We start from the raw sequence: 19,194 nt of genomic DNA, 5'->3' as shown, positions 1-19,194 counted from the left end.
AGAATTAACGGGGCTTTGAGGAATTGGACGTCTCATCACGGATATATTCGTGCGCCTGAGAGGTTTGAAGCGTCCAATGAACGCGGTCCGTATTGCCATTCTTGTTGCCGCAGCCTTCGCTGCGATCGCCGTGGCATTCTTTGTCAGACAGGCGATGTCGCGCCCTGAAGTGCCGCAAGCGGTCGTGGTCGAAGAGCGCCCGGCAATCCGGATTTTGGCTGCGCGGCGCGATCTTGCGATCGGCGAACGAGTCGGCGCAGCGGACTTTTACTGGCAATCCTGGCCCGATGAGGCGATGAGCCCAGGCTATATCGCGGAAAATCGCGGCGCGGGTATTGAAGATTTTGCCGGTTCGGTGGTTCGCGCCCCGATCGGTGAGGGTGAACCCATTACCGGCCGCCGTCTGGTGCAGCCCGGCGATGCCGGCTTCATGGCCGCCGTACTGTCGCCCGGGATGCGGGCGGTTGCGGTTCCGATTTCTGCCGAACGCGGCGCGGGTGGCTTCATCCTGCCCAATGACCGCGTTGATGTGATCGTATCCTTTGAGGAAGATGTCGCGAGTCAACGCGGGACTACGCGGGCCTATGTCGCTCGCACCATCGTTGAGAACGCCCGCGTGCTGGCGATTGACCAGACCTATGGTGAGGGTGAGGAAAATGTTGTCGGTGAAACGGCGACCCTCGAACTGACCCCTGACCAGGCCCGTGCCGTGTCGCTGGCGGTCGCGCGTGGCGAGATTGCGCTCGTCCTGCGCAGCCTGCTCGACAATGAGGGTGGACCGGTCCTGCTCAATGGCGGCGAGGGCGCTGCCACGGGCCGCGACGCTGATTCCGACAATTCCAGGCAAAGGAGTGTGACCCTGATCCGTTACGGACATTCACAGACCGTTGTCCTGGCCGGCGATAATTGAGGTCTGAGGTGATGATCCGCTCACTATTCCTGTTCGCCGCCCTCGCGATGACAGCGCCCAGCCTGGCGCAGGCGCCCGGCAGCGAGCGCGGCAACACGATGCAGGTCTATATCCGCGAACCGGGCAATGGCCCGGTTTCCGAGAGTCTGCTTCTGCCCCTGAGCAAGGCGGCCGTTATCAATCTGCCCGTCGATGCGGTCGATATTCTCGTGACCAATCCCGAAGTTGTGCAGGCCGTGATCCGGACGCCGCGCCGGGCCTATCTGCTGGGTATTTCGGTCGGGCAGACCAATGCCTTTTTCTTCGATGCTGACGGCCAGCTCATTCTGGATCTCGACCTGCGCGTCGAGCGCGATCTGGGCCCGCTGCAGGAATCGTTGAACCGCTTCCTGCCCAATGCCCGTGTCACCGCGGAAGCCATGAATGATCATATCGTCCTGTCGGGCTCGGTGCCGAGCGCGGTCGATGCCGATACCGCCCTGAGCATTGCCCAGCGCTGGGTCGATACTCCTGAACAGATCCTGTCGATGATCACGGTCGAGGGGCGCGACCAGGTGATGCTGAAAGTGCGCATTGTCGAAATGCAGCGCTCCATCGTGCGTCAATTGGGCGTCAATCTGAACGGAACGACGAATTTCGGTGAGTTCGCGCCGCCTGTACGCGTGCAGCGCTACCAGAATATCAACGGGATCGACATTCCTGTCGTCGATTCGAACGGCAATAATGTCTTCGATACGATCAATGAAGGTTCCTATGCCAGCCAGACCACGGTCGGTACTGATAATGGCTATGGAGTCGCCGGCCGGGCCCTGGGCGGGCTGGTCATGGGCGGCACGTTGAATAATCTGGTCGATGGCGTCCTGCAGAGCTCGATTGGTGCGACCCTGAACGCGCTCGAACGCGTCGGACTCGTGCGCACTCTGGCCGAGCCGAACCTCACAGCCATCACCGGCGAGTCGGCGAATTTCCTTGCCGGCGGTGAATTCCCGGTTCCGACCGGCCGCGATCGCGACGGCAATGTCATCATCGAGTACAAACCTTTCGGCGTCGGCCTGGGCTTCACGCCCGTCGTCTTGTCCGAGGGGCGCATCAGCATGCGGATCTCGACCGAGGTGTCCGAGCTGTCATCCGACGGCTCCCTGGTCCTGAACCAGTCTGTCAGCACGGATGGCGCCGGTAATCAGATCGTGATCCCCGGTATGACGATCCCGGGACTGACGGTGAATCGCACCGAGACCACGGTCGAGCTGCCATCGGGCGGAAGCCTGGTCCTGGCCGGTCTGATCCGCGAGGAGACCCGCCAGAATCTCGATCAGGTCCCGGGCATTGGCAATGTGCCGATCCTGGGTTCGCTCTTCCGTTCGCGTGACTTCCTCAATCAGGAAACCGAACTGGTTATCCTGGTCACCCCTTACCTGGTCGATCCGACCAATCCGGCCGCCCTGGCGACGCCGGCGGACGGTTATGAAAATGCCAATGAGATGGACGCCATGCTCTTTGGCCGCCTCAACCGGATCTATTCTGTCCCTGGCGCCGATACCGGCGAGCGGCGCTGGAATGGTCCCGTTGGCTTCCTGTTCGATTAGTGGAGTATCCGATCGTGTCGAAATCCAGCGCAAAATGCCTCTTCATGGCCCTTCTGGGGTCGATGGTGCTGGCCGCCTGCTCGACGACGCCGCCAGTTGGTCTTGACCTGCCGCAGCCGAGCGCTGTCGCCGAGACCTTCCGCGCCGACATGCCCGTTGACCCGCGCGATAATGGCCTGAGCTGGGCCCAGGAAGACATGCTCCGGGCCATCGCCACCGAGTACAAGGTTCGGGGCCATGGTCCGCTGGTGATCAGCTATCCCCAGGGTGCAGCCAATGAAGATGCCGCAATCGGTGCGATCGCTGCCTCGCGCACTTTTCTCTACGAGCAGGGCCTCAACTGGCGTCAGATTACAGGCGGCGCCTATGACGCCAGCCAGCAGGGCAATGCGGCGGTGATCTTCAGCTTCACGCGCTATCGCGCGACCGCCCCTGATTGTCCGCAGGGTTGGGAAAATCAGCGTCCCGGTCTCGATAATCGCCATTCGGCCCGTTTCGGTTGCGCCCTTGCGACCAATCTGGCGGCCATGATCAGCGATCCGCGTGATCTCATCGCGCCGCGCAATATGGATGCATCGGATGCCGGGCGCAGACAGACGATTCTCGACCATTACCGGGCCGGACAATCAACGACGAGCGAACGTAGCGAGCACGAGAGTGGCGCCGTTAGCAATGTCGGAAACTAGTTGAGGGGCGGAAGGAGCGATCATGGCTGACGCAAAACATGCCCTGAACAGGGACGTGATTCTGGACGGGGATGACCCCTTTCTCGACGCATCGGATATCGAGCGGCTGATGCTGGGTGAGGCCGCTCCGGCGGCTGCGCAAGCAGCCCCGCAAACCGCCCCGGTGGACGCCGACCGGGGCAGCCGGCGCTTCGGTGCCGGCTCGGCGCCCGAAGCCGATGAATTTCTCGACACTTACCACTCGGAAGCCCCGGCGCCGGCACCTCAACCAGAACGCTCGCTCGACACCGAATTTGCTGAGCTGCAGGACGAGTTCATGGCCAGCCAGGCCGCGATGCCCGCCGGTGAAGCCCTGTTTGGTGAGATCGATCGCGAGATTGCCGATCAGCCCGTCCCGCGCATCTCGATTGCGGCCTTCTGCGAGCGTCCCGAAACCGGGGCGCTGGTCCATAACGCTGCGGGCGATCGCCGCCTCGCCAAGGCGCATATCGCGGTTGAGCTGGGCGGACTGCCCGCGGCCATCGAACGCTATCATGATGCGACCACGCCCAATCTGCTGATTGTCGAATCGGGCATGCGGGGCCAGGGCCTGTTCGAACAGCTCGAGGAGCTCGCCAGCGTCTGCGACCCGGACACCAAGGTCATCATCATCGGTGCCGCCAATGATATTGCGCTCTACCGCGAGCTGATGAAGCGCGGCGTGAGTGAATATCTCGTGCCGCCGATGACGCCGCTGCACCTGATCCGCTCAATTTCGGACCTGTTTCTCGATCCTGAACAGCCCTTCGCGGGCAAGACCATCGCGTTCATCGGTGCCAAGGGTGGTGTCGGTTCTTCGACCATCGCGCATAATTGTGCCTGGTCCCTGTCGGAAGGTCTTCAGACCGATGCCGTTCTGGTCGATCTCGACCTGTCCTTCGGCACGGCCGGCCTCGACTTCAACCAGGACCCGGCCCAGACCCTGGGCGATGCGCTCAATGAACCGGACCGGCTGGACGATGCGCTGCTCGACCGGCTTCTGGTGCGATGTACCGAGCGCCTGAGCCTGTTCTCGGCCCCGGCCACGCTGGACCGGGACTGGGAATTCAGCCCGAATGAATATGAAATGGTCCTCGACAAGGTGCGCCGCCAGGCCCCTTTCGTCGCGCTCGACCTGCCGCATCTGTGGCTGCCCTGGGTCCGCGACACCCTGCTTTCGTCAGACCAGGTTGTCGTCACCGTGACGCCGGACCTCGCCTCGTTACGCAATGCCAAAAACCTGTTTGACCTGATCGCTGGCGCACGCCCCAATGATGAGCTGCCCAAGGTCGTCATCAATATGGCCGGCATGCCGAAGCGCCCGGAAATCCCGGTCAAGGATTTTGCCGATGCGCTGGGTACACCGCCCGCCCTTGTCCTGCCCTTCGAGCCGCAATTATTCGGCAAGGCTGCCAATAATGGTCAGATGATCCATGAGCTTGATCCCAAATCAAAAGCGGCCGACGGGTTCGCTCATCTCGCCGGGCTTGTGACGGGTCGCACCGCAGGGCCGATGCGCAAGCGCTCCATCGTTTCGAAACTGTTCGGAGGCTAACCGGTCATGTTCGGAAAACGGGCTGGAGGTCCAAAACCGACGCCGGCGGCGGCACCGGCCCCGAAACGGGCCGAGGCCCGTGCTGCGCCTGTTGCCAGCTCCGCGACACGTCCGGCAGCCGACACAACAGCGAATTCGGGCAGCAAGCTGGCCGCAAAACTGGCGCCGCAACCGGCTGCCAAGCCAGCCAATAAGCCGGCCGCCAAAGCCGTGCCGCGCACAGCGCGTGCCGCGGCCGATCCGGTTGGTGGACGGTCTGAAGAATATTACGCGATCAAGACGACGATCTTCAACGCCCTGATCGATACGATCGATCTGGGCCAGTTGTCGCGCCTGGACCAGGAAACGGCCGCGGAAGAGATCCGCGATATCGTCACCGAGATTATCTCGATCAAGAATGTTGCGATGTCGATCGCCGAGCAGGAACAACTGCTCCAGGACATCTGTAATGACGTCCTCGGCTATGGGCCGCTCGAGCCCCTGCTGGCGCGCGACGATATTTCCGACATCATGGTCAATGGCGCCGATGCGGTGTTCATCGAAGTCAACGGCAAGGTCGAAAAGACCAATATTCGCTTCCGCGACAACGCCCAGCTGATGAATATCTGTCAGCGCATCGTCAGCCAGGTCGGCCGCCGCGTCGATGAGAGCTCGCCGATCTGTGATGCGCGTCTGGCTGATGGTTCCCGCGTCAACGTCATCGCGCCGCCATTGGCGCTCGATGGTCCGACGCTCACCATCCGGAAGTTCAAAAAAGACAAGCTGACCATGCCGGATCTGGTCAATTACGGCTCGATCACACCGGAAGGCGCCAAGGTGCTCGCGGTCATCGGCGCCAGCCGCTGTAACGTGCTGATCTCCGGCGGTACCGGTTCCGGCAAGACGACGCTGCTCAATTGTATGACCGGTTTCATCGAACTCGATGAGCGCGTTGTGACCTGTGAAGACGCCGCCGAGCTGCAGCTTCAGCAGCCGCACGTCGTGCGTCTCGAGACCCGCCCGCCCAATCTGGAAGGCAGCGGCGAGGTCACCATGCGCGATCTGGTCAAGAACTGTCTGCGTATGCGCCCTGAACGCATCATCGTCGGCGAGGTCCGCGGGCCTGAAAGCTTCGATCTGCTGCAGGCGATGAATACCGGCCATGACGGCTCGATGGGCACGCTGCACGCCAACTCACCGCGCGAAGCCATGGCGCGGATCGAATCCATGATCACCATGGGCGGCTATAACCTGCCGACCCGTACGATCCGCGAAATGATCGTCGGCTCGATCGATGTCATCGTCCAGGCGGCGCGCCTGCGCGACGGCTCGCGCAAGATCACGCACATTACCGAAGTGATCGGCATGGAAGGCGATGTCATCGTCACCCAGGACCTCTTCCTCTATGAAATCCAGGGCGAGGATGATGATGGCGGTATCACCGGTCGTCATGTCTCGACCGGTATCGCCCGTCCGAAATTCTGGGATCGCGCCCGCTATTTCGGTCTCGATCGCGAACTGGCCGCTGCCCTCGACGCATCGGAGGCCTGACCATGAGCCCCGATCTCGCCTTTATCCTCGCCGCGGCCGCAGCCTTCTTCGCCGTTGGCGGCGTCGGCTGGGTCACCCTGGGCGCGATGGGCGATGCCCAGTCGAAAAAGCGTCTCGACCGCGCGGTCGGCGGACGGCCTGCCCGGTCAAAGCGCGCGAATGCGACACTCGACAGCGCCGCTCAACGGCGCCGCCAGGTCCAGGACTCGCTCAAGGACATGGAGCAGCGCCAGAAGGATATCCGGAAAAAATCCATCACCCTGAAAGCGCGCATCCAGCAGGCCGGGATGAGTTTCACCCCGACTGCGTTCTGGATCACATCGGCCTGCCTCGGCGTCGCCGGCTTCCTGATCGCCCTGGTGACCGGGCAAAGCCTGCTGGTTTCCGCCGGGATCGCTTTGGTATCCGGGCTGGGCATGCCGCGCTGGACGCTGGGATTACTGCGCGGCCGCCGCCAGGGTAAATTCACCGGCGAGTTTGCAAACTCCATCGACATCATCGTGCGCGGCGTCAAATCGGGCCTGCCGCTCAATGAGTGTCTCAACATTATCGCCCGCGAATCCCCGGAGCCGATCTGCTCGGAATTCCAGCTGTTGACGGAAGGCCTGCGGGTTGGCCAGTCGCTCGAGGACGGGCTCGACAAGATGTGTGAGCGCATGCCGCTGCCCGAGCTCAACTTCTTCCGCACCGTGCTGATCATCCAGCAGAAGACCGGCGGCAATCTGGCCGAGACCCTGGGCAATCTGTCGGGCGTCCTGCGCGCGCGTCGGATGATGCGCGAAAAAATCGACGCCCTGTCCGGCGAGGCCAAGGCTTCGGCCGCGATCATCGGCTCGCTCCCGCCGGGCGTGCTGGCCATCGTCTATGCCACGACGCCTGACTATATGAGCCAGATGTTCATCCATCCCACCGGCCAGCTCATGCTGCTCGGCGGCGCGACCTGGATGGCGATCGGGATTTTTGTCATGCGCGGCATGATCAATTTCAAAATGTGAGGCGATGGGCATGTTCGGCATCAGCTTCAACGATATACGCGACTTCCTGACCGACCCGGAAATGATGGTCATGGCCGTCTCGGCCATCCTTGTCTTCGCGACCATTGTCACACTGGCCGGCCCGATGATGGGTGGCGACAATCTCGACAAGCGCGTCAAGTCAGTGCGCAACCGGCGCGAGGAATTGCGCAAGCGCAATCGCGAACAGCTCGAGGCCAATTCGCGCGGTCGCGGCGGCGGTTCGATCCGAAGCGTCGAGGCCAAGGGCGTGATGCGCAAGGTTGTAGATTCGCTCAACCTGCAAAAAGCCTTCGAAGACCCCGCACTGCAGATGAAGCTGCAACAGGCCGGGTTCCGCGGCAGCCGCCCGGCGGTCACCTTCTACTTCTTCCGCCTGACCATGCCCTTCATCCTGCTGGCAGGGGCCTTGTTCTATGTCTTCATGGTCAATGATTTCGGCCTGCCGACCATTACCCGGGTCTGTTTTTCGCTCGGCTTCGGCATGCTCGGCTATTACGCGCCGAACCTCTATCTCTCCAATGCCGCCGCCAACCGGCAGCAATCCATCATGGGATCATTCCCCGACGGGCTCGATCTGCTCCTGATCTGTGTCGAGGCCGGCATGTCGATCGAGGCTGCCTTCCACAAGGTCGCATCCGAGATCGGTAATCAGTCGCTGGAACTGGCGGAGGAATTATCCCTGACGACGGCCGAGCTGGCCTATCTGCCCGACCGGCGCATCGCCTATGAGAATCTCGCCAAGCGAACCAACCATCCTGGCGTCAAGGCGGTGTGTACCTCGCTGATCCAGGCCGAGCGTTATGGGACGCCTCTGGGGCAGGCCCTGCGCGTGATGGCCAAGGAAAATCGCGACATGCGCCTGGCCAATGCCGAGAAGAAGGCGGCCGCGCTGCCCGCCAAATTGACAGTGCCGATGATTGTGTTCTTCCTGCCTGTCTTGTTCGTGGTTATCCTTGGACCGGCGATCATTCGCTTCAATAGCATGTGACGAATGCGGTCTGGCGCGCTATTTGAATAGCGAGGCCCATGTTGAACAGGTGGACACAGCCCATGTTTTCCGGGCGTAAATCGGCGGACAAGCTCCGCGACCAGATTGATGCAGCGGATCTGGCTGTGGCGTCAGCCATGGCTGCGATCTTCGAGGATGATGTCGTGGCAGCCCGCAAGGCGCTGGCGGCTGCACCCAAAACGCATTTCGCGGATATGGGCTGGAAGGTGGATCTCGCCACGGCGATGATCGAGCTCAAAACGGGACGTCACAAACAGGGAATCCAGAAGCTGATCAGCGTCTGCTCGCGCCTCGATGACACCTCGATGGGCCGCGACGACAAGAATTATCTGCGCCTGTACGCGCTCTATCGGGCCAGCGAAGCCTCGAAGGGCGGCAAGGCACCGATGGAAATGCGCATCCTCGTGGAAGATTTCCGCTTCGACCACACCATGGTCACGCCCCTGCTGCGTAAGGATTTTCCGCTCAAGAAAATGGATGATGCCGAGATCGCGCCGCCGCCACCGCCGCCGCCCGCCATTCCGCTCGTCGAAAGCTGAGACCGGGTTCAGGGCGTGGGGGGCCGCCTGCCGGCCCGCCTACCGGCCTGTTTCGAAGATGTCAGTCGCCGCGGAGCGAATCATAGCTGCGCCGTGAGGTCAGCATGGCGCGGACATAGGCCATATTCGATTCGGCCATCGCCGGTGTGACATCATAGCGTGCCACTTCCTCGGCTTCCGCAAACCGGCCCTGCAAGGCAATCACAAGTGCGAGATTCTGGCGAACCGCGGCTTCCGCGCCGGGCCGGATCATGGCCTCGCGCAACATCCGCTCAGCGGTTTCTGCTTCGCCTGACAAGGCGTGGGACAGCGCCAGATTGGACATCACCGTCGGCTCACCCGGTGACAGCACCAGGGCGCTGCGGAAGCTCTGCCGGGCCTGGTCCGGCTGGCCCCCCTGTTCATAGGCGACGCCCAGCGTGTTGAAGATGCGCCAATTGGTCGGGTCAGCCTGCGCGGCCCGGCGCAGCGGCTCCGTGGCGCGGGTGCCGCGGCCGGTTGAAGTGAGGGCGGTTCCATAGGCGAGCAATAATTGCGGGCTGCCCGGATGCAGGGCCAGGGCTTGCTGCGCGATCTCGATGGCCCGCTGCGGATTGCCGAGCTGGCGCAACGCGTTGGATAATTCATAGGCGGCTTCAAGGTCGGACGGGTTGAGTTCATGCGCCTCGGCCCAGAACGTCGCCTGGGTCAGCATGTCCTGGCTTCGGATCGCGGTCCGTTCCTGACTGGTTGACGGCACGATGCTGCGCGCGTCGAGTTCGGCGGCGAGTGCCTGTTCTTCGTCGGTGCGCGCTGTCGTTGCGCACGCAGTCAAAACGAGGGCGGCAAGGGGGATGGCGAAAACTGAGATGCGCATGACGGGACCATTTACTGCGAGCCTGGCTTGAATCTGCGCCCGCCCGGTCAAGAATGCGTTAATACACCGGGCGCGGGCGATATCGCCGCTCCATGATCCCGCAGGGAAGGTCAGCCACATGAATTCGTTTTTCTCGTCCTCGGCCTCGGCGCGAACCGTCCGTCTGGTCAGTCAGGCGCAGCGCGACGACGTGGTCGCCCAGCTCCCGGCCGCCGAGCGACCGCTCGCGGCCGGCTTCGCGGGCAAGCCGGGCCAGATCGTTCTGCTGCCATCGGACAGTATTTGCGGGGCCCTGTTCGGGATCGGCAATGGCGAGGACGCGTTTGCGCTCGGCGCAGCCGCCTTTGGCTTGCCCGAGGGTGACTGGCAGATCGATGACATGCCTGACGCGCTCAATCCCGGCCTCGTCTCGCTCGCCTGGGCGCTGGGAAGCTATCGCTTCACCCTGTTCAAGGCCGCTGAACGCGAGCCTGCGCGCCTTGTGCCGCCAGCCGGGACCGATATCACCGAGATCACATCAATTGCCTCTGCGGCCATGCTGACTCGCGATCTGGTCAATTCTCCGGCCGATATCATGGGCCCTGAAGGGCTCGAAGCCGCCTTCCGCAAGCTGGGCAAGCAGCACGGCGCCAAGCTGACCGTCACGAAGGGCGATGCCCTGCTGAAGCAGAATTTCCCGATGATCCATGCGGTCGGCCGCGCCGCTGGCGAAGCGCCGCGCCTGCTCGAGCTGGAATGGGGAGATCCAACGCACCCGCGTCTGGCCCTGGTCGGCAAGGGCGTGTGTTTCGACAGTGGCGGGCTCGATCTCAAGCCGGCCGCCGGCATGCGCTGGATGAAAAAGGATATGGGCGGCGCTGCCAATGCGATGGGTCTGGCCCAGCTGGTGATGGCCGCCAAACTGCCCGTGCGTCTGCATGTGCTCGTGCCAGCGGTCGAGAATGCCGTTGGCGCCGATGCCTTCCGGCCCGGCGATATCCTGGTCTCGCGTCAGGGCATTACGGTCGAGATCGACAATACCGATGCCGAAGGCCGTCTCGTGCTGGGCGATGCCCTGAGCCGCGCCGTCGAGGACAAGCCGGACCTGTTGATCGATTTTGCCACCCTGACCGGTGCTGCCCGGGTCGCGCTCGGTCCTGAGGTCATGCCTTTCTATACGGATGATGAGGCTTTGGCAGCGGAGATTTCTGCGGCCGGGACCGCCGTTTCCGACCCGCTCTGGCGCATGCCGCTGTGGGATGGCTATGAGCGTGAAATCGAGGGCGATATCTCCGACATCGTCAATAGTGCGGCGATGCCGCTGGCCGGTTCGATCACCGCCGCGCTCTTCCTGCGCCGCTTTGTCGGGACATCGAAATGGGTGCATTTTGATATATTCGGCTGGAATCTGAAGGATCGTCCCGGCCGGCCGAAGGGTGGCGAGATGCAGGGCGCACGCGCCGTTTACCAAATGCTCAAACAGCGCTTCGTAAACTAGGCCCGATTCGATCACGGGTTTCAGGGTTGCACTATGGCTTCGCAGGCGATGTCCTCGCTTGAGATGATGAGACGCGTCTCGGCGGATGCCGTGCGCGGGGCTGCGGCCGATCTCACTGCGCGCCAGTTCGCACTCCTGCTGGCGATCTTCATGCGACCGGGCCCCCATAGCGTGCGCGAACTGGCGCAGGCGCTCGACCTGCCGAAACCGGCCGTGACCCGGGCGCTCGATGTGCTGGAACGCCATGGCTTTATCCGGCGCAAGCGCGACCAGGCCGACCGGCGCGATGTCTCGGTGCATCGGACTGTCAAAGGCGCCGTGTTTCTGTACGATTACGGCGAAACCGTTGCTCATCGCGCCGAGGAGACCGCCGCATGCCCGCTCTGGATCCCCGCCTCACACCCGCACGCCCGGACCTCGCCGCTGCCCATCTGAAGGGGCAGGTCGAGGCGGCGCGCTTTGTCGAACCGGTCGATTATCAGGCGATTGCCGCTTCGGTCCCGATCCGCCGCACGCCTGAAGCCGACGGGGCCGTGGATGATCAGCTATTGGCCGGCGATATCTTTGCCCTGCTCGAGGAGAAGGACGGCTGGGGCTGGGGCTTTTCCCGGGCCGACGGTTTTGTCGGCTGGGTTGATTTGCTGGCCCTGAGCACGGAGGTCGAGGCGGTCGACCATCGTGTCACGGCGCTGCGCACCTATGCCTTCTCCAGGCCCGATCTGAAGTCCGAACCCAATCTTCTGCTGTCGCTCAATTGCAGTTTCAGAGCCGGACGCCGCGAAAGCCGTTACGTCGAGGCGATCGGTCTGGGCTGGGTGTTCGTGCCGCATTGCGCGACGCTTGACGAACAGGCCGGCGATTTCGTCGCCGTCGCCGAATCCTTCCTCGGGGCGCCCTATTTGTGGGGCGGCAAGGAAAGCCTCGGACTGGATTGCTCCGGCCTGGTGCAGATGGCACTGCTGGCGGCTGGTACAGCGTTGCCGCGCGATTCCGATCAGCAGGAGGCGCATCTGGCCGCGCACTGGCGTGATGTGACAGGTCGTCCGGAGCGCCAGCGCGGCGATATCGTGTTCTGGCCGGGCCATGTCGGTATCATGACTGATAGCGAACACCTGCTGCATGCCAATGGCCATTGGATGGATGTCACGCTCGAAGAATTCGCGGCGGCTGAACGCCGCATCCGTGAGGCTCATGCCCCGGTGCGGGCGATTTACCGGCAGGCCTGAAGCCGGGCGTCCAGACGAAAAAAAAGGCCCCCGGAACAGGCGTTCCGGGGGCCTTTTTTGTAATCAATCCGATCAGGCCTTATTGGCCGTCAGTCGGGAGCTCGGCGGGGGCTGCCTCGTCGATGGCTGTTTCCATCGGCTCGGTCGCATCCTGCGCCGCAGGCATTTCCACCGCGTCCATGGTATCGGTCATGGCAGCTTCCACAGCATCCGGCGCGTCCGCCGGCAGCGGATCGGGCAGGGCCATCGGTGTGTCCGACAGGCTGCGCAGATAAGCGATCAGGTCCATGCGCTGGCCTTCATCGCGCAATCCGGCGAAGGTCATCGCGGTGCCCGGTGCATAGGCGGATGGGCGCTCGAGATAGCCATCAAGCTCGGCATAACCCCAATCGCCACCCAGGCTATTGAGAGCCTCGGAATAGCTGAAGCCCGCTGCCGATGCGACGGCGCGGCCAACCACGCCCCAGAGATGAGGGCCGGTACCGTCGGCGCCGCCATTCTCGAAATTATGGCAGGACTGACAACGACGGGCGACGCGTTCGCCGGCACCGATATCGGCACTGGCCAGCAGAAGGCCGTAATCGGTTGGACCTTCCACAACAGCTTCCTGCGAGGCGGACCCGCCGCTCTCAAGCGCTGCCCAGTCAACCGGATAAGCTGTGTTCTCAGCCGTCAGTTCCTCGGCGGCATGGGATTTCACCAGCATGTGCCCGAGTTCTGTGATCGCCAGGATGGCAAGAATGCCGCCAATAATGACGCCAGCAATCTTGTTGAAGAAGAGATCGCCCATCGACGCCCCCGTTATGATTTAGCCGAAAGTTGAGCCGTGTTTGGCATGCGCCGCGCTTACAGGCAACAGGCTAGCGCGTTCCTGTGCATGCGGTATCGCGCCGCATTTTGTGCGGTCGGGAGGCGGGGTGCAATATCTGCGGCGCGCTTGCAGCCGCAAAACACGGCCCCCACATGCCTGGTCATGGTGACATGCGCGCAAATGTCGGGCGCTGCATCTGCCACGGAAGCGCCTTAATCCCTGCCTTGAAAATACCGGATTGCAGACCGAAATGAGAGCTCTCAACCGCACGCATATCGCGTGCATTACGAAAATGTTATCTGAGGTTCAAAACAACATGATGCGTTCCATTATCGCCGCTTCCCTCTCGGCTCTCGCAATCGGTTCGATCGCGCAGGCCCAGGATGCGAGCTACACCCTCGGCGCCGGCTATGAGCGCTTCAGCGGTGACGGCGTTGACCTTGATTCCGTTGTGCTTCGTGGTCGCTATGACTTCAACCAGTACTTCGGCGTCGAAGGCCAGGCCAATATCGGTGTTGGCGATGACAGCGTGACCGAGCTCGGCATTACCGCTGATGTCAGCCTCGACTATGCCGTTGGCGTGTTCGGCGTGATCCGTCCGTTCAGCAATGAGCACGGCAATGTCTTCCTGCGTGCCGGCTACACCAACACCCAGATCGACGCGAGCGTCGCGGGCTTCTCGGCCAGCGCCGATTCCGACGCCTGGGCCTACGGCATTGGCGGCGAGTACCTGTTCGACAGCCGCAATGGCGTCCGCCTAGACTACACCAATTTCGATTATGATGGTGGTGGCAGCTCCGACGTTTATGGCATCAGCTATGTGCGTCGCTTCGGCGGCTAATCGCCCCGATCAGACTGCAGAAGAGGGCCGTACGCTGAGCGTGCGGCCCTTTTTGCGTCTGCGGGACTCAGATTTCCCCGTCAGCCCATAATTCCACCAGGCGCCGGGCGATGGCGACAGATGGTGGCAACTGGGCGTCGGGATGGTGGCCGATGAGCATGGCGCGGACCTCATCGCGGCTGAACCAGCGCGCATCCTCCAACTCGTGCTGATCGACCTTGACCGTGGCGTGGGTAACCGGCGCGACCAGGCCGACCATCATGGAGGAGGGGAAGGGCCAGGGTTGTGTCATGACATAGCGGATGGCGGCGATGTCGGCGATGACACCCGCCTCCTCCTGCAATTCGCGGGCGCAGGCTTCCTCGATGGTTTCCGCCGGCTCGACGAAACCGGCCAGGGCTGACCAGATCCCCGGGGGCCAGCTGGCCTGCCGTCCGAGCAGGCAGTTTTCGCCATCAGTGGCGAGCATGATCACCACGGGATCGACTCGGGGGAAATGCTCGGCCTGGCAACCGCCACAGACCCGTTTCGCGCCGCCGCAAACGATCTCTGTGGCCAGGCCGCAATTGGCGCAGAACCCGTGGCGCTCATGCCAGGCCAGCAGCGCCTTGGCGTGAGCGAAGATCGCAGCCTCGCTCTGGCTCAAAGCCATGGCCGCCTGGCGCGCATCCATGAAGGCGAGACCGGCCTCGGCCGGCGGCTTCTGGGCCAGTTCGGTGGCGAAAACCGGATCGCCCCGCAATTCGCCGAGATAGATCTGCAACAAGGCCGGGCCATAAAGGCGGGCGCATTCGTCGAGCTTCATCCAGCCCAGCCCGTCCTCTCCGGCCATCGCGGGCAGGCCCCGGAACAACACCATTGTCCAGGCATTCTCACGTTTGGCCTGGGCGGCGAGCTTGTCTCGGTCGCGGCGCAAAAGCTCCCCGCGATCCAGTGGCGACCCGGCAAACACCAGCGGGGGGCGATTGATCAGGATGGAACGGTCACTCATGGCAGGATCCGGGCTTGGAGGGGCAGGCGGCGGGGCGAGGATTTCGCTCCGACTGCCTTACTAGGGTTCCAGGTCAGCTTCAACGGGCAGCGGGGCTCACAGCTCGAAGCGGTCGAGATGGCCGGGGATGGCACAGGACCAGCCCAGTTCCCGCTCGATCCGTTCGCGCATGGCCTGTGAGGAGTCCGGCTCGCCATGTACAAGGAAGGTCTGGCGCGGGGGGCGTTTGAAACCGCCCAGCCATCGCATCAACTCGTCGGTATCGGCATGGGCCGAGAGCATGGAGATTTCCTCGACCTCCGCCTGGATCGGGACATTGCGGCCGTGAATACGCAGCGTGTCGGCTCCCGCCACCAGCATTGCGCCGGGCGTTCCCGGTGCCTGGAAGCCGGAAATGACGATCGTATTGCGCGGGTCCGGGGCATAGGCCTTGAGATGGTGCAGAATGCGTCCACCTGTCGCCATGCCGCTGGCGGAGATGATCACCTTGGGCATTTTATCGATGGTGAGGGTCTTGGAGTCTTCGGTCTCGCGAACGTAATTCACCATGTCACCGATCTCGTCGGCATCGCCGGGCGAGATCCGGTGGTCGCCGAAATGCCGCCGCAGAATGGCGCTGGCATTGATCGCCATCGGACTGTCGAGATAAACCGGCACCGATTGCAGTCGGCCGGCCTTTTTCATCTTCCAGAGATAATAGGTCAGCAATTGCGCCCGCCCGACCGCGAAGGAGGGGATGACCACGGTGCCGCCGCGTGCCGTGGTGCGCTCGACGATATCGGCCAGTAATTCGCCGGGATCGCCCTGGCCGTGCAGCCGGTCGCCATAGGTGGTTTCCAGCAGCAGGTAGTCGGCCTGCCCGATGGGGTCCGGATCGAACAGGACGGGGTCATCATAGCGTCCCAGATCACCGGAAAACGCGATGGTGCGGCCATGCCATTTCAGCTCGACCGTCGCAGCGCCCAGGATGTGGCCAGCGCGACGAAGCTTCAGCTGCGCGCCATGGCCGATATCGGTTTCGATGCCGAACTCGACCTCGCGGAACCGTTCCATCGAAGCTTCCGCCTCGTCCTCGGTGTAGAGTGGCAGCGCCGGCTCATGGCGGGAGAATTTCTTGCGATTGGCGTATTCGGCGTCGCGTTCCTGCAGATAGCCGCTATCGGGCAGAAGGATGCCGCACAAATCAACCGTCGGCGGTGAGCACAGGATCTCGCCGGCATAGCCATCGCGGATCAGCCGCGGCACATAGCCGGAATGATCCATATGGGCGTGGGACAGTACCACCTTGTCGATTGAATACGGCGCGACAGGGAAGGGCTCCCAATTGCGGGTGCGGATATCACGCCGGCCCTGGAACATGCCGCAATCAAGCAGGATGCGCTTTCCGTCCGCCTCGATCAGGTGCCGTGAACCGGTGACGGTGCCGGCGGCGCCCATGCAGGTCAGGCTCATCTGGGTCAAACGGATCTCCGATGCATCACAGGGAAATGGGCAGTGGGCGGTCGTGGCAGGTTCAGTAAGCGTATCAATATGCTGCGGGCTGTCGAAAGAATTCTCCGCCTGCGGCGCTTGCTTTTGAGAACGATTCGCAATTTAATTCGCGGCAGGAGGTAAGAACCATGAAGCATTCCCTGCAAGCCAATGCGGATTTACAGGCCGGGCAAGCCGATCTTGCGGTGCGGGACTGGCTGGAGACCCAGGCGCGTGTCACCAGCTATTGGCGGGATTTGTTGGTCTCCTCGGGTGGCGATGACGCCCTGATCGCGGTGCTCGACGATCATGCGAGTTTCCTCGGTGCCGCGGCGCGCATGGGTGAGGGCAGTTTTCACCGCCCGCAGTGACGCCACGACTTGCACCATGACGTCCGGCTTGCGATATAGAGCGTGGAAGATCGGCGGTGGACGAGCTCCTCGCCAACCCGGTCAGGTCCGGAAGGAAGCAGCCGTAACGAGTTTTGGCACGGGTCGCTGTCCGGTCTTCCACGCGCACCAGCGCACTGAGCCCCGCGCAGCCCGACTTTCAGGCACTCGATTATCAATCAAGCGAGCCGATATGGACGATACGCCGCTGCCATCCGACGAGACAGGCGCAGCGGAGGCGCTGATGCCGGGGCTCGACCTGCCCAAGGCCGGCCCCGTTCCCGGCTACCAGGTATTGGCGCGCAAATACCGTCCCGACACATTTGAAGACCTGATTGGCCAGGCGGCCATGGTGCGCACGCTGACCAATGCCTTCGCGGCGGGTCGCATCGCTCACGCCTATATGCTCACCGGCGTGCGCGGCATCGGCAAGACGACGACGGCGCGGCTGATCGCGCGGGCGCTGAATTTCCGAAATGCCGAGATCAACCAGCCCTCCATGAAGCTCGATGTCCGCGGCGAGCATTGCGATGCCATCGCCCGCTCGGCCCATGTCGATGTGATGGAGATGGATGCCGCCTCGCGTACCGGGGTTGGTGATATCCGCGAGATTCTCGAGGGCGTGCGCTACGCCCCGGTGTCGGCGCGCTATAAAGTCTACATCATCGATGAGGTCCACATGCTCTCGACCTCCGCCTTCAACGCCCTGTTGAAGACGCTGGAGGAGCCGCCCGAGCACGCCAAATTCATCTTCGCCACCACCGAGATCCGCAAGGTTCCGGTGACGGTGTTGTCGCGCTGCCAGCGCTTTGATCTCAAGCGGATTGATCGCGAAGTGCTGACCGATCATCTCGAGCGCATTTGCGGTCTCGAATCGGCGCAGGTCGAACGTGACGGACTGTCACTGATTTCCCGCGCCGCCGAAGGCTCGGTGCGCGACGGGCTCTCCCTGCTCGATCAGGCGATTGTCCAGGGCGCCGAGGCGGATGGTCCGGTGACCGCGATCCAGATCCGGGACATGCTCGGCCTGGCCGATCGTGCCCGCGTGCTCGATCTGCTCGAACATGCGCTGGGGGCCCGAACCAAGGAAGCCCTGACCGAACTGACCTCGCTCTATGATGCCGGCGGCGACCCGGTCGTGGTGACCCGTGATCTGCTCGATTATGTTCACGCCGCCTCGCGCGTGAAGGCGGTGGGTTCAGGCGCCGATCTGGGTGAGGCTGCCGATACCGTGCAGCGCCTCGCCGCCATCGCCGAGAGCCAGAGCCTGGCCCAGCTGACGCGTTTATGGAAAATCCTGCTGACCGCGCTTGATGATGTCCGCACCGCGCCCGATCCGCTGGCCGCTGCCGAGATGACTTTATTGCGCCTGGTCGCGGCCTCCATGCTGCCTCCACCGGAAGACGCCGCTCGCTTGCTCGCGGGCCAGCCACCGGCTTCGGCCGACAGGGAGGCGCCGGGAAAGCCTGAGCCGGCCGCTGTATCGGCCGGTACCGAAGCTGTTCTTGAGGTCGAGTCCGACACGGACGAAGCGGCGGACGTGCAGCAGGGCCCGGACACATTCGAAGCCCTGATCGCCATGCTGCAGGAGCGCCGCGACATCATTCTGCAGCTCGATGTCGAGCGCTGTGTCCGCCCGGTCTCCTTCAAGCCCGGCGCGATGACCTATCAGCCTGCCGAGGATGCGCCTTCTGATCTGGCACAACGCCTGTCCAAGCGCTTGCAGGAATGGACCGAGACGCGCTGGATGATCCTGGCCGACGCCAATGCCAAGGGCGGCGAGACCTGGTCGGAGCGCCGCCAGCGTGGCAAGCAGGAAAGAATGGCCGATATCCGCAGTGATCCGGCCGTGGAGGAGGCGATGCGTCTCTTTCCCGGTGCCGAGATCGTCCGCGTGATTGAAGCCGCCCCGACCACCGAACCCGATGACGAGAGCAGCCAGGCGGAGAATCGCGCATGACCGATTTGATGGGATTGATGAAGCAGGCTCAGGCCATGCAACAGAAAATGGGCGAGGCGCAGGAAAAGCTCGCCGCCAGCCAGGTGGTCGGTGAAGCCGGTGCCGGACTGGTGACGCTGACCCTGAGCGGCAAGGGCGAAATGCGCGCCCTGTCGATCGACCCATCCCTGCTCAACCCGACCGAAGGTGAAGTGGTCGAGGATCTGGTGATGGCTGCCTATAATGACGCCAAACGCAAGATGGAAGCCATGCAGCAGGACGTAATGAAGGACGTCGCGGGCGGCCTGCAATTGCCACCCGGCATGTCGATGCCGGGCTGAGCGA

At 62.9% G+C, this 19,194-nt stretch carries 19 protein-coding genes and 1 other RNA gene; 16 read left to right on the top strand and 4 right to left on the bottom strand.

What is annotated here, in order from left to right; translation table 11 throughout:
* Window positions 1–76 precede the first annotated feature (76 nt).
* The 8 genes from cpaB (at window position 77) to BLT42_RS03255 (ending at window position 8,849) form a co-directional block, all read left to right on the top strand.
* On the top strand, window positions 77–910 hold the full coding sequence (gene cpaB, locus BLT42_RS03290) for a Flp pilus assembly protein CpaB (RefSeq protein WP_091766714.1): 834 nt from the start codon (window positions 77–79) through the stop codon (window positions 908–910).
* Window positions 911–921: 11 nt separating this feature from the next.
* Complete coding sequence (locus BLT42_RS03285) at window positions 922–2,496, top strand: type II and III secretion system protein family protein (protein WP_091766711.1); 1,575 nt, start codon at window positions 922–924, stop codon at window positions 2,494–2,496.
* Between the two features lie 44 nt (window positions 2,497–2,540).
* Window positions 2,541–3,182, top strand: a complete 642-nt coding sequence (locus BLT42_RS03280) for a CpaD family pilus assembly protein (RefSeq protein WP_091766708.1) — start codon at window positions 2,541–2,543, stop codon at window positions 3,180–3,182.
* A 22-nt stretch (window positions 3,183–3,204) separates the two neighbouring features.
* A complete protein-coding gene (locus BLT42_RS03275) occupies window positions 3,205–4,755 on the top strand; it encodes an AAA family ATPase (protein ID WP_176780230.1) in 1,551 nt (516 codons plus the stop codon).
* Between the two features lie 6 nt (window positions 4,756–4,761).
* The gene (locus tag BLT42_RS03270) at window positions 4,762–6,285 is read left to right on the top strand and encodes a CpaF family protein (protein ID WP_091766705.1); all 1,524 of its coding nucleotides are present in this window, start codon (window positions 4,762–4,764) and stop codon (window positions 6,283–6,285) included.
* A gap of 2 nt (window positions 6,286–6,287) precedes the next feature.
* A complete protein-coding gene (locus BLT42_RS03265) occupies window positions 6,288–7,280 on the top strand; it encodes a type II secretion system F family protein (RefSeq protein WP_091766700.1) in 993 nt (330 codons plus the stop codon).
* A gap of 10 nt (window positions 7,281–7,290) precedes the next feature.
* A complete protein-coding gene (locus BLT42_RS03260; protein WP_091766915.1) occupies window positions 7,291–8,289 on the top strand; it encodes a type II secretion system F family protein in 999 nt (332 codons plus the stop codon).
* A 62-nt stretch (window positions 8,290–8,351) separates the two neighbouring features.
* Window positions 8,352–8,849, top strand: coding sequence for a hypothetical protein (locus BLT42_RS03255; RefSeq protein ID WP_091766697.1), 498 nt, complete (start codon window positions 8,352–8,354; stop codon window positions 8,847–8,849).
* 61 nt (window positions 8,850–8,910) lie between these two features.
* On the opposite strand, the gene BLT42_RS03250 is transcribed toward BLT42_RS03255, so the two are convergent.
* Entirely contained in the window at window positions 8,911–9,705 is a 795-nt protein-coding gene (locus tag BLT42_RS03250; protein WP_091766694.1) for a tetratricopeptide repeat protein, read from the bottom strand.
* Between the two features lie 118 nt (window positions 9,706–9,823).
* On the opposite strand from BLT42_RS03250, the gene BLT42_RS03245 reads away from it, so the two are divergent.
* Genes BLT42_RS03245 through BLT42_RS03235 form a run of 3 tightly spaced genes read left to right on the top strand, consistent with a single transcriptional unit; the run spans window position 9,824 to window position 12,408 of the window.
* Entirely contained in the window at window positions 9,824–11,182 is a 1,359-nt protein-coding gene (locus BLT42_RS03245; RefSeq protein WP_091766691.1) for a leucyl aminopeptidase family protein, read from the top strand.
* A gap of 33 nt (window positions 11,183–11,215) precedes the next feature.
* Window positions 11,216–11,617, top strand: a complete 402-nt coding sequence (locus BLT42_RS03240) for a MarR family transcriptional regulator (RefSeq protein ID WP_091766688.1) — start codon at window positions 11,216–11,218, stop codon at window positions 11,615–11,617.
* Window positions 11,557–12,408 (top strand): C40 family peptidase, encoded by an 852-nt coding sequence (locus BLT42_RS03235; RefSeq protein ID WP_091766685.1) that lies wholly within the window; start codon window positions 11,557–11,559, stop codon window positions 12,406–12,408. Before BLT42_RS03240 ends, BLT42_RS03235 begins: the two co-directional genes overlap by 61 nt.
* Window positions 12,409–12,487: 79 nt before the next feature.
* Here BLT42_RS03235 and BLT42_RS03230 read toward each other — a convergent pair whose 3' ends face one another.
* Window positions 12,488–13,198 carry a c-type cytochrome gene (locus BLT42_RS03230; protein ID WP_091766682.1) on the bottom strand — a complete coding sequence of 237 codons (711 nt, stop codon included), beginning with the start codon at window positions 13,196–13,198 and terminating at the stop codon, window positions 12,488–12,490.
* A gap of 337 nt (window positions 13,199–13,535) precedes the next feature.
* On the opposite strand from BLT42_RS03230, the gene BLT42_RS03225 reads away from it, so the two are divergent.
* A complete protein-coding gene (locus tag BLT42_RS03225; RefSeq protein WP_176780229.1) occupies window positions 13,536–14,060 on the top strand; it encodes a porin family protein in 525 nt (174 codons plus the stop codon).
* Between the two features lie 67 nt (window positions 14,061–14,127).
* Here BLT42_RS03225 and nudC read toward each other — a convergent pair whose 3' ends face one another.
* Together nudC and BLT42_RS03215 are read right to left on the bottom strand one after the other, a co-directional pair.
* Window positions 14,128–15,051: an NAD(+) diphosphatase gene (gene nudC, locus BLT42_RS03220; protein WP_091766675.1), complete on the bottom strand. Its 924-nt coding sequence runs from the start codon at window positions 15,049–15,051 to the stop codon at window positions 14,128–14,130.
* Window positions 15,052–15,147: 96 nt separating this feature from the next.
* Window positions 15,148–16,503 carry an MBL fold metallo-hydrolase RNA specificity domain-containing protein gene (locus BLT42_RS03215; protein WP_091766672.1) on the bottom strand — a complete coding sequence of 452 codons (1,356 nt, stop codon included), beginning with the start codon at window positions 16,501–16,503 and terminating at the stop codon, window positions 15,148–15,150.
* A 167-nt stretch (window positions 16,504–16,670) separates the two neighbouring features.
* On the opposite strand from BLT42_RS03215, the gene BLT42_RS03210 reads away from it, so the two are divergent.
* The 4 genes from BLT42_RS03210 to BLT42_RS03195 all read left to right on the top strand — a co-directional run bounded on the left by BLT42_RS03210 (window position 16,671) and on the right by BLT42_RS03195 (window position 19,190).
* Window positions 16,671–16,892, top strand: coding sequence for a hypothetical protein (locus BLT42_RS03210; protein WP_091766669.1), 222 nt, complete (start codon window positions 16,671–16,673; stop codon window positions 16,890–16,892).
* Window positions 16,893–16,936: 44 nt separating this feature from the next.
* Window positions 16,937–17,035, top strand: an RNA gene (gene ffs / locus BLT42_RS03205) — signal recognition particle sRNA small type.
* A 68-nt stretch (window positions 17,036–17,103) separates the two neighbouring features.
* A complete protein-coding gene (locus BLT42_RS03200) occupies window positions 17,104–18,870 on the top strand; it encodes a DNA polymerase III subunit gamma/tau (RefSeq protein WP_091766666.1) in 1,767 nt (588 codons plus the stop codon).
* Window positions 18,867–19,190, top strand: a complete 324-nt coding sequence (locus BLT42_RS03195) for a YbaB/EbfC family nucleoid-associated protein (RefSeq protein ID WP_091766663.1) — start codon at window positions 18,867–18,869, stop codon at window positions 19,188–19,190. Before BLT42_RS03200 ends, BLT42_RS03195 begins: the two co-directional genes overlap by 4 nt.
* Window positions 19,191–19,194 lie beyond the last annotated feature (4 nt).

It is taken from the genome of Maricaulis salignorans (genome assembly GCF_900103475.1).
GTDB lineage: Bacteria > Pseudomonadota > Alphaproteobacteria > Caulobacterales > Maricaulaceae > Maricaulis > Maricaulis salignorans.
This window is presented reverse-complemented; position numbering and strand designations above follow the sequence as displayed.

Excerpts from the sequence above, each read along its gene's own strand:
- BLT42_RS03285 (WP_091766711.1), top strand. The coding sequence starts at position 922 with ATGATCCGCTCACTATTCCTGTTCGCCGCCCTCGCGATGACAGCGCCC.
- BLT42_RS03275 (WP_176780230.1), top strand. The coding sequence starts at position 3,205 with ATGGCTGACGCAAAACATGCCCTGAACAGGGACGTGATTCTGGACGGG.
- BLT42_RS03225 (WP_176780229.1), top strand. The coding sequence starts at position 13,536 with ATGATGCGTTCCATTATCGCCGCTTCCCTCTCGGCTCTCGCAATCGGT.
- BLT42_RS03255 (WP_091766697.1), top strand. The coding sequence starts at position 8,352 with ATGTTTTCCGGGCGTAAATCGGCGGACAAGCTCCGCGACCAGATTGAT.
- BLT42_RS03200 (WP_091766666.1), top strand. The coding sequence starts at position 17,104 with ATGGACGATACGCCGCTGCCATCCGACGAGACAGGCGCAGCGGAGGCG.
- cpaB (WP_091766714.1), top strand. The coding sequence starts at position 77 with ATGAACGCGGTCCGTATTGCCATTCTTGTTGCCGCAGCCTTCGCTGCG.
- BLT42_RS03265 (WP_091766700.1), top strand. The coding sequence starts at position 6,288 with ATGAGCCCCGATCTCGCCTTTATCCTCGCCGCGGCCGCAGCCTTCTTC.
- BLT42_RS03215 (WP_091766672.1), bottom strand. The coding sequence starts at position 16,503 with ATGAGCCTGACCTGCATGGGCGCCGCCGGCACCGTCACCGGTTCACGG.
- BLT42_RS03230 (WP_091766682.1), bottom strand. The coding sequence starts at position 13,198 with ATGGGCGATCTCTTCTTCAACAAGATTGCTGGCGTCATTATTGGCGGC.
- BLT42_RS03245 (WP_091766691.1), top strand. The coding sequence starts at position 9,824 with ATGAATTCGTTTTTCTCGTCCTCGGCCTCGGCGCGAACCGTCCGTCTG.
- BLT42_RS03235 (WP_091766685.1), top strand. The coding sequence starts at position 11,557 with ATGCCCGCTCTGGATCCCCGCCTCACACCCGCACGCCCGGACCTCGCC.
- BLT42_RS03250 (WP_091766694.1), bottom strand. The coding sequence starts at position 9,705 with ATGCGCATCTCAGTTTTCGCCATCCCCCTTGCCGCCCTCGTTTTGACT.
- BLT42_RS03195 (WP_091766663.1), top strand. The coding sequence starts at position 18,867 with ATGACCGATTTGATGGGATTGATGAAGCAGGCTCAGGCCATGCAACAG.
- BLT42_RS03240 (WP_091766688.1), top strand. The coding sequence starts at position 11,216 with ATGGCTTCGCAGGCGATGTCCTCGCTTGAGATGATGAGACGCGTCTCG.
- BLT42_RS03280 (WP_091766708.1), top strand. The coding sequence starts at position 2,541 with ATGGCCCTTCTGGGGTCGATGGTGCTGGCCGCCTGCTCGACGACGCCG.
- BLT42_RS03260 (WP_091766915.1), top strand. The coding sequence starts at position 7,291 with ATGTTCGGCATCAGCTTCAACGATATACGCGACTTCCTGACCGACCCG.
- nudC (WP_091766675.1), bottom strand. The coding sequence starts at position 15,051 with ATGAGTGACCGTTCCATCCTGATCAATCGCCCCCCGCTGGTGTTTGCC.
- BLT42_RS03270 (WP_091766705.1), top strand. The coding sequence starts at position 4,762 with ATGTTCGGAAAACGGGCTGGAGGTCCAAAACCGACGCCGGCGGCGGCA.
- BLT42_RS03210 (WP_091766669.1), top strand. The coding sequence starts at position 16,671 with ATGAAGCATTCCCTGCAAGCCAATGCGGATTTACAGGCCGGGCAAGCC.